Genomic DNA, 16,250 nt, shown 5'->3' with positions numbered 1-16,250 from the left:
TGCTCGGTGTTGCAATCATCGCAGCGAAGCTCGCAGATGATGTGCCGCTCTTCGGATTTGGTGTTTTGGATGTTTTTTACCCTGGATTTCGCCGAACCCTGGGCTGGCGCGAAATGACCGATTCACGTCCGGCCATTCGAAATACAGCGCCAGATTTGCCAAGTGATTCAATCGGAGCGCTTTTCGAATATTCCTTTGGCGATGTCCGCCGCCGACATTGCGTTCGGCCAACCGGCGTAGAAGGCCAGATGCGTAATGATTTCGGCAGCCTGAATTTGGGTCAGACCGTTATCCATGGCTTTGTTCACATGGAAAGGGATTTGAGCGGCTTGCCCCACTGCAACCAGAGCCGCGACCGTGACCAGGCTGCGGTCACGGGGAGTCAGTCCCGGGCGCAGCCACAGGTCATGGAACAGTACCGAAGTTGTATAGCCTGCGAGCGCGTCAAATGCAGGACCGATCATCTGTTCTACCGCCGCCACGCGCATCTCTTCAAAGGCTTCATCAACTGGGAGCAGGTCGCCCTTTACATCCGCCAATGCGGTTGGTGCGATACCGCGAGTCTCAAAAACCTCTTTCGCGATGGATGCCGCCAATGTCGCATTGCCCCAGCCTGAATAGAATGCCAAATGAGTGATGACTTCACCCAATTCGGCGGGCGTAACGCCATTTTCCAACGCCAAGTTGAATTGGCGAACCATTTCGGCTGGCTGATGGCGCGCAATCAACGCGGCAACGGTCACGATGCTGCGATCCCGGGGCAGCAGTTGCGGGCGCTGCCATATCTCTTCCAGAAGCACCTCCTGGGTGTAGCGCGCAAATGCCGGTACGGCGAAGTTAGCTTCGTCTGACTTCATAGTGATCGCTCGCTCGTGCAGGTGGATAGTGGGAAACGAGGGTGTGACGGTGCTCCCTAAGAAACACCGTCAGGCGCTGAGGAACGATTAGCGGTTGATGGTTTTCATCATCTGCGCGGTGTAACGCTCACCTTGTACAGGCACCTTGGCCAGAACCTCACCAAGTTCGCGAAGGTCATCTACGGTCAATTCCACGGTTGCTCCGCCTACGTTCTCTTCAAGGCGATGCAGCTTGGTTGTACCTGGGATAGGCGCAATCCACGGCTTTTGTGCCAGCAGCCAGGCCAGTGCAATCTGGGCGGGGGTGGCTTGCTTGCGTTGGGCGATTTCATCGATCAGGGTGACGAGATGGTGGTTGGCTTCGCGGGCACCGTCAGCAAAACGAGGCAGATTGTTCCGGACGTCACCGTTGGAAAAGGTCGTGCCAGCATTAATTTTCCCAGTCAAAAAACCTTTGCCCAATGGACTGAAGGGAATGAAGCCAATCCCGAGCGCTTCGAGGGTTGGCATAATTACCTGTTCAGGCTCACGGGTGAACATCGAATACTCACTTTGAAGTGCCGACAGCGGCTGCACCGCATGGGCGCGACGGATAGCATCTACGCCGGCTTCACACATGCCAAAGTATTTGACCTTGCCTTCGGTGATGAGGTCGCGCACGGCCCCGGCAACATCTTCCATAGGCACGTTTGGATCGACGCGATGTTGGTAAAACAGGTCAATGCAGTCGGTCTTCAGGCGCTTGAGTGATTCTTCCGCCACTTGGCGGATGCGCTCAGGTCGACTGTCCAGCCCTGCGGCGGGGCTGCCGTCCTTAAAACCGAATTTTGTCGCGATGACGATCTGCTCGCGAAATGGTTGAACGGCTTCCCCAACCATTTCTTCGTTGACTTGCCCATAGGCTTCTGCCGAATCGAAGTGGGTGACCCCACGCTCAAAGGCCGCCCGGATGAGCTTGATTGCGTCCGCTTTGTCAGTGGCGGCGCCATAACCGAATGTCAGGCCCATACAGCCCAGGCCAATGGCGGACACTTCGAGGCCGTTGCTGCCGATTTTGCGCTTATGCATCATCCATCTCCTTTTATGGGTGTTGGAAACCAACCCACAAATTGTTTGGTTATTGGGGATGCAGCGACTTTATAAACATCTCACCCATTAAAGAAGTGGCATACTGCGATAACCGGTATGAGGTCAATTCATAATGCCACAGAACGATTTCAACAGCCTTGCGGTGTTCATCACCGTTGCGCGCGAGCGCAGCTTTACCAGAGCCGCGGCCCATTTGGGTGTGTCCCAATCAGCTATTAGCCATAGCATCCGCAGTCTTGAGGAACGTCTTGGTATTCGCTTGCTGGCTCGAACCACACGCGGCGCGTCGCCGACCGAAGCCGGCGAGCGATTGCTTGTGAGCCTTGTGCCCTACTACGAGGGGATAGAAGCCGAAATTGCCGCGTTAGGAGAGCTGCGTGATAAACCGGCCGGAACTATCCGGATCACCTCGCCTGACCATGCGGCATCTAGCATTCTCTGGCCGAAACTCTCTAGGTTGCTGCCGGAGTATCCCGATCTGACTCTAGAGATCAACATCGGCTACAGGTTAATCGATATCGTAGCTGAACGCTTCGACGCGGGAGTCCGTATAGGCGATCAAGTGGCGAAGGACATGATTGCAGTCAGGATTTCCCCTGACTTGCGGATGGCTGTGGTGGGAGCGCCAAGTTACTTTGCTCATCGTGCAAAACCACAGATTCCCCAAGATCTGACAACCCATAACTGCGCGAACCTGCGTTTGCCCACCCATGGTGGTTTGTATGCCTGGGAGTTTTCCAAGGCCGGCAAGGCGCTGAATGTTCAGGTGTCTGGCCAGATGATCTTTAGCAACTCACCCCAGATAATGGCCGCCGCTCTGCAAGGATACGGGTTGGCATATGCACCGGAGGATCTTGTCCAGGCATATGTCGAGGATGGTCGATTGATTCGTGTTCTTGAAGACTGGTCGCCAACTTTTCCCGGATATCACCTTTACTACCCGAGCCGGAGGCAGTCTTTGCCAGCCTTTGCACTGGTGGTCAATGCTCTACGCTACAAGGTTTAGGGGATTCTGCGGTCAAATCCAGTATTGGTTGCAATTTTCTCATTGGTGATCGACAACCTCCAGCAATTGATCCAAACCCTTTTGATGTGTTCTTTGGGCCGACTGCTTCCGTTCGCGACCGGGGCTTTCGGCTGACTTCTGCAGGTCAAGGGACACTGGCGATAGCGCCCCCGAATCATGAGTAGCGTCAGAAAAATCAACATCGACAAGCCCACTCGGATCCGGCCGGGCAATACCCAGAGCACAGATAGCTTTGGAGCCAGTATCAAGCCCGACACGCCCATAAATATCGTTCCAGAGCAAACGAATCCCAATCCTCGCTTGTCGTTTAATCACTTAAGGGAATCGAGTCCCGTGGTTGGCAATGATTGCAATCGCTTGGTATCTGAATAGGTACGCCCCGGCCTGCATTTCGACGCGGATTATACCGGTGGATCTAAGCAATCGACGTCGAGTGCAAGCTTTGAACCTACCGATCCTGCGCCGCTTGATTCGGGTAAATCACAGGGAAAAGAGGGTCGTCCATAACGGCGCCTTCGGCAGGCGCTCTTTCAGCCCAGGAAATTCGGGCGAAGTGATCCATGGCCGTGGTGCATGACGCACATCGTCACCGAGCATGCGCACTGAAAACGCACGACGTCGCTGATTACCCGCCACGCCGGCAGAAGCGTGCAGCGTGAGCATGTTGAAGCACACCAGATCGCCCGGCTGTAGCGCCCAGCCAAGAATCGGGAAGTCTTCACGGTGATCCTCTACGTTTGGAAGATCGGTAAGCGTGCCCTTGGCGAACCACTTGGCCTGGTTGTCCATGAAGGATCGCGGCATCAGCCAAGGCCCTTTATGGGAACCAGCCACAAACTCAAGCGTCGAGGCCTGTGCAACGGGATCGACCGGAATCCAGAAGCTGATCGTCTCACCGACCGTGATGTTGTAGTACGGCTGATCCTGGTGCCAGGGGGTGCGTTGCCGAGTATTGGGTTCCGTGACCAATAGGTGATTGTGATAAAGCCGAATCTGCTTACTGCCAAGTAAGTGCTGGGCAATAGCAGGCAAGACTGACTCATGTATCACGCTGCGGTACTGGTCGTTGTCCCGCCAGTTGCAAAAGTCCCCGAAAAACCAGCCAGGATCATCGGTACTGCTCGCCACTTTGGCCCAAGGGCTGTGGTGCGCGAGGTTCTGACCGATGCCGGATTTCAATTGATCAACCTGTTCCATGGTCAATGCGCCGCGAATACACAGCGCGCCGTGTTCAAGGAAAAAGTGCCGGGCGGCGTTGCCCAATTCGCTGGCTTTGAAATCCCCGTCGGTGGGTGCGAATGCTGTCATGGCCTTACTTACCGTATACATCGTAGGCGAAGTATTTTTTCGAGATGCGGTCGTACTCGCTCGACTGACGCAGCGCGACGATCGCCGCGTTTATCTTGTCGCGCAGGGCCGTGTCATTCTTGCGGATACCGATCGCCACATCGTTGCCAATGATGCTCTTATCGGTGATGGGTTCGCCCGCAAAAGCAAAGTCCTTCCCTTGGTCTCTCTGCAACAGGCCGAGTCACCCTGCACGGAGGCCTGGAAAGATCCATCCAGACGATCTGATATCAAATCCATGAACACCTGATCCTGAGTCTGGTAGGAGTGGACGATTGTCCCGGACGGCGCCCACTCGGATTTGGCATAGCTCTCCTGAAGCGAACCTTGCACGACACCCATCGATTTACCTTTCAGTGATACAGCAGTTGGCAGCAGTCCTGAGCCTTTTTTTTGCGATCAGCGAGGAGGGTGCAACATAGAGGCGCTGGCAAAGTGCTCGATGGTCCGCAGTATATTAGATTGAGCTATCCGAGCACGCTATGCCTAATTCTAGGCTGACCCTTGCGATCGCGAAATGGCTCGCCATCACTCTGTGCACTAATTCTGTAAACTCAGGTTGCAGCTGGACTTGGTGTTTATTGCATTTGAAATATCCACGGGATTCGCCTTCCTTTATTATTCTTATAATGTGGGTGTGTGATACTCCAAGTCGAGAAGACAGATCGCTGTAGGTCGCAACTTTTTGATCTGTTTTTGAACAGGAATTCCTTAGGTTGTCGACATATAGGGCGAGCATTGGTAAATGGCCGCCGTCCTTGTTCATAATCCATATCTCATCAGTTCGTTGATGACCGAGCATTATATTGGCATCAAGTACTTTAGAAAAACCTTTGTAATAATACGGTACGAGGTCATGCGGCAACGTTACTCGATTGAGTCTATCTTCGTTGGGTATCATCCCCTCGGACGGCTTCGTGTAAGCGTTGATTAAATTCTTCGCCGTGCTTAACGCTGCTGCTGTAGGCCTATACAGTCGCTGTCGTCCATCTTCCTCGTCTGCAATCACGTCCATGAAGCCGGTAATCTCAAACAGTGAGAACAAAGAGTCTAGACTGTTGGCCGACATATAATCACGATCTCGGCAGAATTCTTTGACCCTTGAAAGCGGCATCTTCGGGTTCTTGAAGCTAAAGCTTAGCAAAGTCACGACAACCATAAATCTATCGTGTTTTAAGATGTGCTTATAAAACAAGGGTTTTTGCTGATAGGTGGTCATCATTAGATCGAAATGCATAAAGATGGCTTTATTAATGTCGCCGCTCACAATTTTACACCTGACATCATCCACGTAACTCATCACGTCATTTCTATTCATAGTCTTGAGAAATCGTTCGGGGTCAGGATTAATATTTGATTGTGAGCTAGCATACAGTATAGGGCCCATTACGTGGCTTTGAAACTTGACCCAAAAATGTTTCTTTTGGTTCCTTGCATCTTCTAGCGCTTATCGGGCAAAGTACCCGCTATCGGCAATGGTTGTGCTGATTAGTCAGTCGGATACAGCAAGTGGGCAAGCGTGTTCAATACCGGTAGCTGTGACGTCGGCGTCTATAGCGCAATGGCTAATATTGCAAACGTGCGCCTAGTTATCCGCGGATGGCTAGTTTAATAGCCTAACAGTGTAGAGGCTGCTCCTCCGGGTTGCAGTCTGTTAACAGATAGGGTCACGTTCTGGTAAGAACCCAACCCCGAGTAGGCATCTCAAAAGCGGAGACTCCATGGGAAAGCTAAGCACCCCAATGCTAAAACAGTGTGTTGAGGATCTAGAATCGTTACAAGCAATTGCCGCTCGGTACAACCTCATTTTGGATGCGGCTACTCATGATCTCGCGGGGGCTCTTAAGCAGAATATAGGTAGGCCGGCCCCTGTGCACAAAATACCCGCGGATATTTACCGGGCAGACAGTGCCTCCTATTCCGTCCTCGTAGACCTCAACATAGAAAACTTAGTTTTACTTAGGTGCAAACTTCTAGAATTTATAAATGGTCTGATCTGCATAGCTGTATCCACCGAGACGATGCTCAGCGTTTTGCTCAATAGAGCGGGTGAGGAGAGCGATTTTCAAGAGGCCGCTGCGAAGCTTGAATTAGAGAAATATAGACGTATCTTCAAGGGTATAAAGATTAATCTTTTTGCAGAGGGCGTTCATTGCAGCTCAATAAAGGTGCCGAAAGCTAAAGCAAATGTATTGATGTTCAAGTCAAAATTAAAGCTGTAGTGAGTATTTTCGGTAACTGCAGAGATTAAGCTTATATCGGCTAGCTATCAATTTCGATGCCCGCGAGACAGTAATTCTCGTCGAATGCGATGTGATGGATGAAGAGCGCGCTTTGCGATGGCAGCGTTTAATTCGGGCGTAGAGTTCTGATAAACAGCGAGCACGATAAGAAAATGCTATCGGATGAGCTGAAGGCTGGAAGATATGGCATCACGCATGTTGTTCGGAGTAGGTACTCAAGAGGAGCCAGCTCGATTGGACGCAATCTACGAAGTACACTACATGTTGTTTGAAACCAAGAAGCTATTAATAGTCAGTCGGGATTCGATGTGGTTGGAAAGGGCATGGCTGAGTGTTTTGGTACGGCATGGCGTACATGTCGGCGTAGTCGTAGATCTGACCTCTCTTGAACACATCGCAAGTCGCTATGGGATTCGTGACGTCCGATGGAATAAAGCAGTTCCAGTCACGTTAAGTTTTCAAGAACGTAGCGCACTGCAGCTGGATATCCAATATATGCTGAGCAAGGTGCCCAAACACTAGCACGTTGTCGATTCGAGATAGATTTAATATCACCACAAGGCGTGGCGAGGCTAGCCATTTCGCAAAATCTGTCGCGATTTCGTAGCCAATCGATAAATATGACTACCGGCTTATAACGCACCGTTCGTCTGACCAGGCGAGTAGTCGCTCCAGCTTTAATGTGTTAAGCCGATACCTTCACAACAACGAGTTTCCTATGAACCAAAAAGAGGCACGTTATGTTCGGACGTAAAGATAGAACTGAACTGGCAGCCATGAAGGCCGAAGTAGCGGAACTCAAAGGATTGATGGGCGCGTTGGAAAAGTCGATGGCTGTTGTCGAGCTGGAGCCAGACGGAAAAATTATCCGCGCTAACGATAAATTTCTCACCATTATGGGGTACCACGCAGAGGAACTGACGGGTAAAAAACATCGTGATTTCTGCGATTCGGAAATGCTAAGTAGCACTGAGTACGCAGACCTCTGGGCGTCTCTGCGTGCAGGTAAATTTATATCCGGCACTTTCGTGCGTATTGACAAGTCGGGCAGAAGCGTATGGCTCGAGGCAAGTTACAATCCTGTGACCGACGCCCAAGGCCGTGTTGTCAAAGTAGTCAAATACGCTTTGGATGTTACTCAAAAAGTCCTTCTGGAAAATGAAACCCGCAGCAAGCTCAACGCAGTGGATCGCGCCATGGCAATTTGTGAATTTGACCCATCCGGGCAGGTGTTGGTAGCCAATGGTAATTTTCTGCAAGTCATGAACTATTCGTTGGCAGATATTAGCGGCAAACATCATAGAGCTTTCTGTGAGCCATCTCTGGTCAACAGTGCCGAATACGCCGAGTTTTGGCGTAAGCTAAACCGAGGGGAATTTGTGGGCGGTCAGTTCAAAAGAATTGGCAAAAATGGCCACGTCGTTTGGTTAGAAGCGACCTACAATCCTGTTTTCGATACGGATGGCAAAGTCTATAAAGTTGTCAAATTCGCGAGCGACATTACGTCAAAGGTAGAGACGCAAGAAGCGGACGCGCATGGGGCTTCAAAAGCCTATCACATTTCAGCCGAGACCGAAAAGGTCGCTGAGCAGGGCACGCTTGTGATCCAGGAAACTGCGCGAGAGATGCGCCAGATTGCGGAAAACATTGGCTCTTCCGCTAGATTAGTAGGGCAACTGGGGGATCGCTCGGAGCAGATCACGGCGATCGTTAATACTATTCGCGGTATTGCTGATCAGACTAACCTTCTAGCGCTAAATGCTGCTATAGAAGCGGCTCGGGCGGGCGATCAAGGGCGGGGATTTGCAGTCGTGGCCGATGAGGTAAGGCAGCTCGCCGGACGTACTAGCGGCTCCACCAAGGAAATCGCAGAGATGATTGGCAAGATTCTCGCGGAGACACGTGAGGCAGTTGCGAGCATGAACGCCACTCAAGAGGGTGCCAACCGAGGCGTTACCCTAGCTGATCAAGCTGGGCAAGTGATTGTCCAGATCCGGGACGGTGCAAGTGATGCCGTGGAAGCGGTTAGCATGTTTGCCAACCGCATGGATGAGGCTGACTTTATTTCAAGGCACGGGAAAAAGTAGCTGGTTAAAGGTCAGTGTCGATTACGCAGCGGACAGCGATACCGTTAATCCCTAAGCGCATTCGCGTAGAAAGTGGAGCTCTCGCTTCGATGTCTGCTTACGATTTGTACGCCAAAGCTGCTGCCGGTCGGCAACAGCTGGCGGTTGGCGCTAAGCCAGGATAAGGCGAAGTCCGCCGATGTGACGTTGGACAGTTGAGTGCAGCTTAAGACAAACACGTAATTTAACATAATATACATTATGCGCAATGCAGCATCCTGTAATCTCCACAGCAGGGTTGGCTCTGCAAGCCAGGGATCGGCCTTTGCCATGAACCCGCCATTCGTGCAGTCCAGCTACGCCCATTCCTTGGCTTGCGGACGCTACGTTCACTAGACGCTGTTCGACTGAACCCTCATGGTTGCCTAAAGGCTTGTCACCTGTGCAAGCGTTCTTGCCCACATTCACAATACGTAGCTGCAGATCAATCCGTGCCTTGCTTGGTAATCAACCAGCTTGGCATGCGCGATCTGGGATCATCGCCTGTCCGCCAGGACATTCAGGCCTCCATACCACGCACCGTCTGTTCAGCTTCGTCCAGCGATGGCCGCCAGGCTACAGGATGCGTTATCAGACACCTGAACCGGATGAGCCAAAGCCATGCGCAATCGCTCACAACACGAGCCCTATGCGTTGATCAGCCAGCTGCACGAACGCTGTGGAGTGTTCGTTCCATACAACGCAAACAACCCTTGACCGACAGTGCTGGTCAGGCCTGGGGGAATTTGACGCCGAGATACTGGGCGGTTTTCTGATTCTGCCGCTTGGATGGCTAACCGCCTTAATGCTAGCGGCTTGGCGTGGATCAGCCAGTCGGCGTTAGCGACATGAATAAACCCGACTCATAGTGTTACTGCGTAGAAAGCACCCTATCATGATGCTAAAATCAGCTAAAATACGCTAACTCTACTAAATAGTCATTTAGTTTAGTTAGTCCAGTGCGTTCTATCCGGCAGTCAGAGAGTGCTTACGTTAATCAGTACACCAGCGCCGCGCAACGGACACAGCCCGCGCTGCACGTTCGTCCAGCGGACTCGGCATCCCTGCCCATTGTGGCCGTTCAAGACGATGAGGTTAGCGTGGTTTGTTTTCCCATCTCTAGCAGATTCACATCGACCCGCTTGCAGGGCACCGAGATCCCGGCCTGCTCAAGCGTGGCCAGCACACGGCTCAGTATCTCACCACGCAGCCTTGCCCAACTGCTCAGATCCTGAGTCCATGCACTGACCGTGAAGTTCAAGGCGCCCTCCCCGTACCCAACCAATACCACGACAGGGGCAGGCTGCTCGGCCAGACCTGGTGTTTCTTCCAAGACGGCGTTCAGTAAGGCGATCACTTTGCCAGGGTCTGCGCCGTAGGCCACGCCTATGGGGATTTCGATACGTCGACTTCTGTCGAACAGGGTCCAGTTGGTGAGGTTGCCATTGAGCAACAAGCCGTTGGGTACCACCACGTCGGCGCCATCCGATGTGCGCAGGATGGTCGCGCGCAAGCCTATCTCGCGCACGGTGCCTGAAGTCCCAGCAGCATCGACCAGATCGCCAGGTTGTATCGGCCGCTCGAACATCAATACCAGGCCAGAGACGAAATTGTTCACCACATTCTGCAGCCCGAACCCTATGCCCACGCCGAGCGCGCCGAATATGAGTGTCAGCTGACTGACTTTGAACCCAGCCGCTGAAAGTGCAACCAGCAAGCCTATTAGCAGAACGCCGTAATAACTGAGCGACGCGATGCTGTTACCTACACCCCGCGGCAAGCTGCCATGGTTGGGCAGCTCGGCGCGGAGCAGACGCCTGACCGTGCGGGCCGTCCAGAAAGCGATCCAGGCCGAGAAAACGAACACCAGCAGATGGCCTATGTTTATCGACACCTCGCCGACATCGATCCCAAACTCCATGACTGCGTGAGTCGCGCTATAGAGCGGCCGTAAAACGCGAAAGCGATCCATACTGTAAAGAAGCCAGCCGATGACGGCGCCGAACATCAGCAGACGAGTGAAGCCCGATTGCAAGGCCTTTTCCTGATGCCGGACGAAGTTTCGATTGGCAATTTCCGGCTGTCCCAGCAACGCCTGGAACAGCCCCACGCAGGCGCCAATGCCTGCATAGAGCAACAGCGCCATGTAGCCACTATCGGTTACGCCACTGGTCAGCGCCTCGGCCAAAGAGGTATTGCCCACGATGTTCGCGACTAGCGCTACAGACAATAGGGCTGTAGCGACCCATCCGACCGGACGCATGATTCGCTGCAGCCGATTGTCAGGACGCTTGAGGGCAGGCATCGCGCGGCACAGTAGCCAGAGGGTCAGTACCAGGGCCAGGCTGTCCATCGCCAGAAGGTAGAGCCGGTAAACCCCGCCATTGTCGACTGCCAGGATACCGAGGCGATCAAGCCCATACATGGCAATTGCAATGTAGGGCCACACGCCAAGTGCACGTAACGCTCCACTGGGTAGCAAACGCAGTACAGGTACCAGCGCCACCAGCAGAGCGACCTCCTGGACCAGGAGCGGAGCATCCGGCTCCAGCACCAGTACGGCCAGCATGCACAGCAGCAGCCAGGCCGAGAAAGGACGGCGCAGGGCACGCGTCGGTTTTTCCGGTTCTGCCTGTTGCTGTCTTGTGCGTCGGCTGCGCACCACCAACCATAGAATCAGGGGTAGCAGCAGTAGTTGAATCAAAGTGAGCGCCAGCTGGTTACGGGTGCCTGCCGAATTGTAGTCGCGAGCGAACTGCCCTTCTATCTCGAGTCCCCGCCACATGGCGTCCCAGGTCGACGCTTGACCCATGCTCGACCCCAGACCCCGCCAAAGCGGGGCCACATCTATACGAAGCAGCCGACGGTCAAGGTCATCCAGGGCCGAAGCCACCTCGCGAGTCCCTGCTTCGATACTGGCATTAAGCTCGCTTGCGCGCTGCATCAGCGCAAACTGCCGGGAAAGCTCTCCGCCCAGGGCCGCTTGGCTCGCATCAATCTGTGCCAGCATGCTGTCGATGCGCGCGGACACAACCACAGGTAGCCCGTCGAGCACGCTCGCCTCTTGCGTCGAGGCCCACACGGCGCGGCGCTGAGCCAACTGCAGGGCGCTGTCGGAGTAAGGGCTGAACGCTCTGCGCGCTTGTGCGTTCCACCGTTCCAGGCGGCGGACGTCGAACTCCCAGTGCCTGGCCAGGCTTTGGATGCGCATGGCTGGCAGCTCACCGAACACGACGCTATGGGCCGTCTGCTGCTTCGCCGTGACCGGAAATGCAATGTTGTCGAGCTGGGCGCCCAAGTAATCGACTGGATCCGGCGCGGCGAGTAGTCGCTTTACACTGTCCACGCGTTGTTGATCTTCGTCGGCCCGTTCAAGAATGTCCGTCAGCGCGATGGGCAGAGCATTCGTAGGGGCCAGGTTAGGCGTTGTAGATCCACTTCGTGGACTATCGGCGTTGGCAAACCCTGCAAAGCCTAGAAATGCCAGCATTGCCCAGCAGCCAAGGGCGTTATACAGCGCTGAGGTGAGCATCATGCGCATTGATTGACACGTCCGGATGGTGGATTTCTCGGGCATGTATCGCACCAATACCGAGGTTGATTTCGTCAATCACTATCATAGACGACGCTGCAAAGCGAAGATTAAGGTCGCACAGGCGGTGGTCGAGTAGAACCAGACGCGTTTCCCCAACGAGCCGTGCCCTCATCTCGCGCGCCGCCGCGGCGGTGAAGCTCAAACTATCGAAGACAGTACTCAACTCGCACGTTACCTGCGCGGCGACAACATCATCCTCGCCAACGGCGCGAGCGGTCAAAGTGAATGGGAGCGCGACCTGGAGGCGGCTTACACAGTGCAAAGCGGTCCGCTGAAAGACCTTACCTTCCGGGTGCGACAGGCCACCTACCGCAACTCGTTCAGCGGCGACCTTGACGACGTCAGGTTCATCACCCAGTACCCGATCAACCTCTAGGCACCCTGCCCGGTGAATCATTCACCGGGCATCCACTTTCCTACACGCTCAGCTTCCGACTGAACTTGGTCTCCATCACGATGTGCGACGCCGTGTGCGCCACGCCTTTGATCATGTTGATCCGGGTCAGCTCGGCGTTGAGTTCGCCCAGCGTCCCGGTGGCCAGGTGAATGATGAAGTCCGACTCCCCGGACACCGCGTACACAGCCTGCACTGCCTCGATCTTGCGCAAGGTGGTCATGACGTCGGTGTAGCTCTTGTTGGTGCAGGAGGTCATGGTGAAGCAGTTGATGGTGGGCTGTATCCGGTCGTGGTCGATGCGCACGCTGTAGCCGGTGATGACGCCGGCCTTCTCCAGCCGCTGGATACGCTCCTGCACCGAGGAGCGCGACACTCCGAGCTTGCGCGCCAGTGAAGCGGTCGGCTCGCGGGCGTTGGCTTGCAGCAACGCCAGCAGTTGCCGGTCGTTCTCGGTGAGGTTGAACAATGTGCCGGGTGGGTGTGCGTCCATGCCGTGTCGACCTTGCCTGTAAAAGAGTTAGCGCGGCCCTGCGCCGGCGTTTCGTTCCTGGAACTTGTCCATGATCTTCAACCCGGTATACACCAATTGCGCCGCCGGGGGGCCGAATGGGCCCCCGTTCCACTGCAGCCCGTAGCGGTCGAACAAGCGGTAGCGGTCCGATTCGCCGCAGATGGCCTCGGCAATCACCCTTCCCCCGGCCGGCGCGGTGTTCATGCCGTGCCCGCCGAACGATGCGCAGGACCACAGTCCGGGGCCCAAAGGGCCGATGTGGGGCATTTTGTGCCTCGCGTAGCCCATCAATCCAGACCAGGCCTTGTCGATTTTCAAGCCTTGCAGCTGTGGATAGACATCGAGGATATCGGCGCTGAGCAGTTGCGCCAGACGCTGCTCGTCTTGCAGGTTGTGGGTGGTGATGTGGCCGCCCCACAGCAGCCGATCGCCATCCACGATACGGTAGTAATCCGAGGCTCGCCGAGAATCGCCGACGGCTTCAGTGGTACGTACTGCCTGCTGCAGGCGTGCGCCCAGCCGTTCGGTGAGCACTACGTAGGTGGCGATGGGCAGGAAGGCACGGTGCAACTTGCCGAATTCCGGGCCGCCGTAGCCGCCGCAGCAGTACACCACATCCACGCAATCGACGCTGCCGTGGGCCGTTGACACCTGGGAGCGCCCAGCTCGGCTGTCGACCTGAAGCATGGCGCACTGCTCATGGATCACGCCCCCTTTTTGCTCGATCAGATCGGCCAGGCCCAGGCAATAGTTCAGTGGGTGGAAATGGAAACCATGGGTGTCGCGCAGCCCCTGGTGGTAGCGATCGGTATCAAGCAGGGTGCGCAGGGTGTCGCGGTCGAGGTAATCCAGGGTGAAGCCGAAATCGCGGTCCATGCGCTCGCTGAATCGCTGGAGGCTATCCGCGTTGTCGAAGCGGCTGACGCTCAGCTTGCCCCGGCTGGGTGCACAACCCGGCAGTGAATGCCGCTCAATGGTCTCGCGCACGCTGTCCACGCCTTCCAGGGACAGCTTGAACAGGTCGGCAGCCGTGTCCTTGCCGCAGCGCTGCTCGATGGCCGAGAGGCCTTCGGACCAGCCTTGCAAGACGAACCCGCCGTTGCGCCCGGAAGCGCCCCAGGCCACCCTCGCCGCCTCCAGCACCACCACGGACTTGCCGCGCGACACCAACTCCCAGGCGGTGCTCAGCCCTGCCAGGCCGCCGCCGACGATGCACACATCGACGCAGACCTTGCCGGCGAGCGGCGGCCGCACGGGTGCCTCGCGCATGGTCGCGGTGTAATAGTTGTCGATATAGCTGAACATGAGGTCCGTCATCCTTCATCGGGCGGGTGCGTGCCGTGTGCTCCCGGCACACGGCACGCCGGCAGGTCACTGCACCTTGGTGAGGTCGGCGCCGTACCATTTTTCGGAAAGCTGCTTGAGGGTGCCGTCGGCTTTCATCTCATCGACGATCTTGGTCAGCGCACCGTTGAAGGCGTCGTCGCCCTTGTCGACGGCGATGGCCAGGGGTTCGTAATAGGCCGGCTTGCCCTCGACCTGGACGATCGGGTAGCCATTCTTGATGGCGGCACTGATGGTCGGCAGTGCGGACAAGGTAGCGTTGAGGCGCACCCCGTTGCCCATGCGCAGGTCGTCCAGCGGTCCCATGCTGTCGCCATAGGTTTTTACCTCGCCAGGCTCGACGTCGTAGGTGAAGGACGGCACGTCGGCCGCATCGATGGTCAGCCGGCGGTTGATGTAGTCCTCGGACGTGGTGCCGGCCTCGACGCCGATGATCTTGCCGTTGAGGTCGGCGGTCTTGGTGCCGGCGGCGGCCTTGTGCACGGCGAACACGTACGGGGTGTAGTAGTAGACCGCAGGGAAGTCGAGCACCCTGCCCCGCTCACGGGTCGGGGTCATCGACCCTACCGAAATGTCCCAGCGGTTCGACCAGCGCCCGGCGGTGATGATGCCGTACTCGGGCGTGACGAACGCCACCTTGCTGCCCAGGCGCTTGCCGATCTCGGTGGCCACGTCGATGTCGAAGCCCTGCAGGGCATTGTCCGGCCCCAGGAACGATTGCGGTGGCCAGTTGGCCGCCGTGGCCACTTTCATGACCTTGGTCGAGTTGATGCGGTCCAGGGTGGTGCCTGCCCAGGCAACCCCGGCTCCGGCCGTGAAGACGCCGGCCAGTGCGGCGGCGGTGAACAAGCGGGTCAGCGACGTCATGGTGAACCTCCAGAGAGCAGCGGTACGCGGTTATCGTTCTTGTGGCGTGTGCAGCATGGGTGAATCCGTGACCGGTTCCGGCGCGCAGCTCGCGCGCTCAGTGGCTGAGAATCTGCGAAAGGAACTCGCGCGCACGTTCGTGTCTTGGGTTATCGAAGAAATCCTGCGGTTTGGCCTCTTCGATGATGCAACCCTGGTCCATGAAGATGATCCGGTCGGCCACGCGGCGTGCGAAGCCCATTTCATGGGTCACACAGAGCATGGTGATGCCGTCCTGGGCCAGTTCGCCCATTACGTCGAGCACCTCCTTGACCATCTCCGGATCCAGCGCCGAGGTGGGTTCGTCGAAAAGCATGATGCGCGGGCGCATGCACAGCGCCCGGGCAATGGCCACGCGCTGTTGCTGGCCACCGGACAACTGGCCCGGGTATTTGTCGGCCTGGTTGCCGATGCGCACCCGTTCCAGGTATTCATGGGCCAGGGCACGGGCGTCGGCATCGCTCAGTCGGCTGACCAGCCGCGGCCCCAGCATCAGGTTGTCGAGCACGGTCAGGTGCGGAAACAGGTTGAATTGCTGAAAGACCATGCCGACCTGGCGGCGTATGCCGGCCACGCAGGCGGCACTGCGGGTGAGCGGGGTGTCGCCGATGATCACCTCGCCCTGCTGAAAGTCTTCCAGCAGGTTCAGGCAGCGGATCAGCGTCGACTTGCCCGAGCCCGAGGGCCCGCAGATGACCACGATCTCGCCGCTGGCAATATGCAGGTCGATATCCTTGAGCACGTGGAACTCGCCATACCATTTGTTCAGCTTGCGCACACGAACACCGGCTTGCTGGGGAAGATCGTGGGCAACGTTCGATCGATTCAT

General features: G+C 56.0%; 14 protein-coding genes and 1 pseudogene. 4 read left to right on the top strand and 11 right to left on the bottom strand.

Annotated elements, in window-relative coordinates; translation table 11 throughout:
* Nucleotides 1-167: 167 nt before the first annotated feature.
* Both ONG87_RS10570 and ONG87_RS10565 read right to left on the bottom strand, forming a co-directional pair.
* Nucleotides 168-857, bottom strand: coding sequence for a carboxymuconolactone decarboxylase family protein (locus tag ONG87_RS10570; protein WP_264381186.1), 690 nt, complete (start codon nt 855-857; stop codon nt 168-170).
* A gap of 87 nt (nt 858-944) precedes the next feature.
* Nucleotides 945-1,925, bottom strand: a complete 981-nt coding sequence (locus ONG87_RS10565; protein WP_122478051.1) for an aldo/keto reductase — start codon at nt 1,923-1,925, stop codon at nt 945-947.
* Between the two features lie 133 nt (nt 1,926-2,058).
* Between ONG87_RS10565 and ONG87_RS10560 the strand changes: the two genes are divergently transcribed.
* Complete coding sequence (locus ONG87_RS10560; protein ID WP_122478052.1) at nt 2,059-2,952, top strand: LysR family transcriptional regulator; 894 nt, start codon at nt 2,059-2,061, stop codon at nt 2,950-2,952.
* A 501-nt stretch (nt 2,953-3,453) separates the two neighbouring features.
* Here the strand turns inward: ONG87_RS10560 and ONG87_RS10555 are convergent.
* From ONG87_RS10555 to ONG87_RS10540, 4 genes and pseudogenes are all read right to left on the bottom strand, one after another.
* Nucleotides 3,454-4,281 carry a phytanoyl-CoA dioxygenase family protein gene (locus ONG87_RS10555; RefSeq protein WP_264381185.1) on the bottom strand — a complete coding sequence of 276 codons (828 nt, stop codon included), beginning with the start codon at nt 4,279-4,281 and terminating at the stop codon, nt 3,454-3,456.
* 4 nt (nt 4,282-4,285) lie between these two features.
* Nucleotides 4,286-4,495 carry a transporter substrate-binding domain-containing protein gene (locus ONG87_RS10550; protein WP_264381184.1) on the bottom strand — a complete coding sequence of 70 codons (210 nt, stop codon included), beginning with the start codon at nt 4,493-4,495 and terminating at the stop codon, nt 4,286-4,288.
* A gap of 68 nt (nt 4,496-4,563) precedes the next feature.
* A pseudogene (locus ONG87_RS10545) lies at nt 4,564-4,662 on the bottom strand (ABC transporter substrate-binding protein); the annotation flags it as partial.
* A 115-nt stretch (nt 4,663-4,777) separates the two neighbouring features.
* A complete protein-coding gene (locus tag ONG87_RS10540; RefSeq protein ID WP_264381183.1) occupies nt 4,778-5,587 on the bottom strand; it encodes a hypothetical protein in 810 nt (269 codons plus the stop codon).
* 454 nt (nt 5,588-6,041) lie between these two features.
* Here ONG87_RS10540 and ONG87_RS10535 point away from each other — a divergent pair, with 454 nt between their 5' ends.
* The gene (locus ONG87_RS10535) at nt 6,042-6,542 is read left to right on the top strand and encodes a hypothetical protein (RefSeq protein ID WP_122478058.1); all 501 of its coding nucleotides are present in this window, start codon (nt 6,042-6,044) and stop codon (nt 6,540-6,542) included.
* A 761-nt stretch (nt 6,543-7,303) separates the two neighbouring features.
* On the top strand, nt 7,304-8,650 hold the full coding sequence (locus ONG87_RS21115) for a PAS domain-containing methyl-accepting chemotaxis protein (RefSeq protein ID WP_122478061.1): 1,347 nt from the start codon (nt 7,304-7,306) through the stop codon (nt 8,648-8,650).
* A 1,099-nt stretch (nt 8,651-9,749) separates the two neighbouring features.
* Here ONG87_RS21115 and ONG87_RS10520 read toward each other — a convergent pair.
* A complete protein-coding gene (locus ONG87_RS10520) occupies nt 9,750-12,245 on the bottom strand; it encodes a mechanosensitive ion channel family protein (protein ID WP_264381182.1) in 2,496 nt (831 codons plus the stop codon).
* Nucleotides 12,246-12,408: 163 nt separating this feature from the next.
* On the opposite strand from ONG87_RS10520, the gene ONG87_RS10515 reads away from it, so the two are divergent.
* Nucleotides 12,409-12,639: an OprD family outer membrane porin gene (locus ONG87_RS10515; protein WP_367400475.1), complete on the top strand. Its 231-nt coding sequence runs from the start codon at nt 12,409-12,411 to the stop codon at nt 12,637-12,639.
* A 40-nt stretch (nt 12,640-12,679) separates the two neighbouring features.
* Here ONG87_RS10515 and ONG87_RS10510 read toward each other — a convergent pair whose 3' ends face one another.
* The 4 genes from ONG87_RS10510 to ONG87_RS10495 all read right to left on the bottom strand — a co-directional run bounded on the left by ONG87_RS10510 (nt 12,680) and on the right by ONG87_RS10495 (nt 16,250).
* Nucleotides 12,680-13,150, bottom strand: a complete 471-nt coding sequence (locus tag ONG87_RS10510) for an Lrp/AsnC family transcriptional regulator (protein ID WP_122478066.1) — start codon at nt 13,148-13,150, stop codon at nt 12,680-12,682.
* A gap of 27 nt (nt 13,151-13,177) precedes the next feature.
* On the bottom strand, nt 13,178-14,476 hold the full coding sequence (locus ONG87_RS10505) for an FAD-binding oxidoreductase (protein WP_185793325.1): 1,299 nt from the start codon (nt 14,474-14,476) through the stop codon (nt 13,178-13,180).
* Between the two features lie 66 nt (nt 14,477-14,542).
* Nucleotides 14,543-15,382 carry a transporter substrate-binding domain-containing protein gene (locus ONG87_RS10500; protein ID WP_122715385.1) on the bottom strand — a complete coding sequence of 280 codons (840 nt, stop codon included), beginning with the start codon at nt 15,380-15,382 and terminating at the stop codon, nt 14,543-14,545.
* A gap of 97 nt (nt 15,383-15,479) precedes the next feature.
* A complete protein-coding gene (locus ONG87_RS10495; RefSeq protein ID WP_122478071.1) occupies nt 15,480-16,250 on the bottom strand; it encodes an amino acid ABC transporter ATP-binding protein in 771 nt (256 codons plus the stop codon).

This window comes from Pseudomonas sp. MM227, assembly GCF_947090715.1.
GTDB classification, from domain to species: Bacteria; Pseudomonadota; Gammaproteobacteria; order Pseudomonadales; family Pseudomonadaceae; genus Aquipseudomonas; species Aquipseudomonas baltica.
Note: the sequence above shows the minus strand (reverse complement) of the source record. Positions and strands in the feature narration are given on the sequence as shown.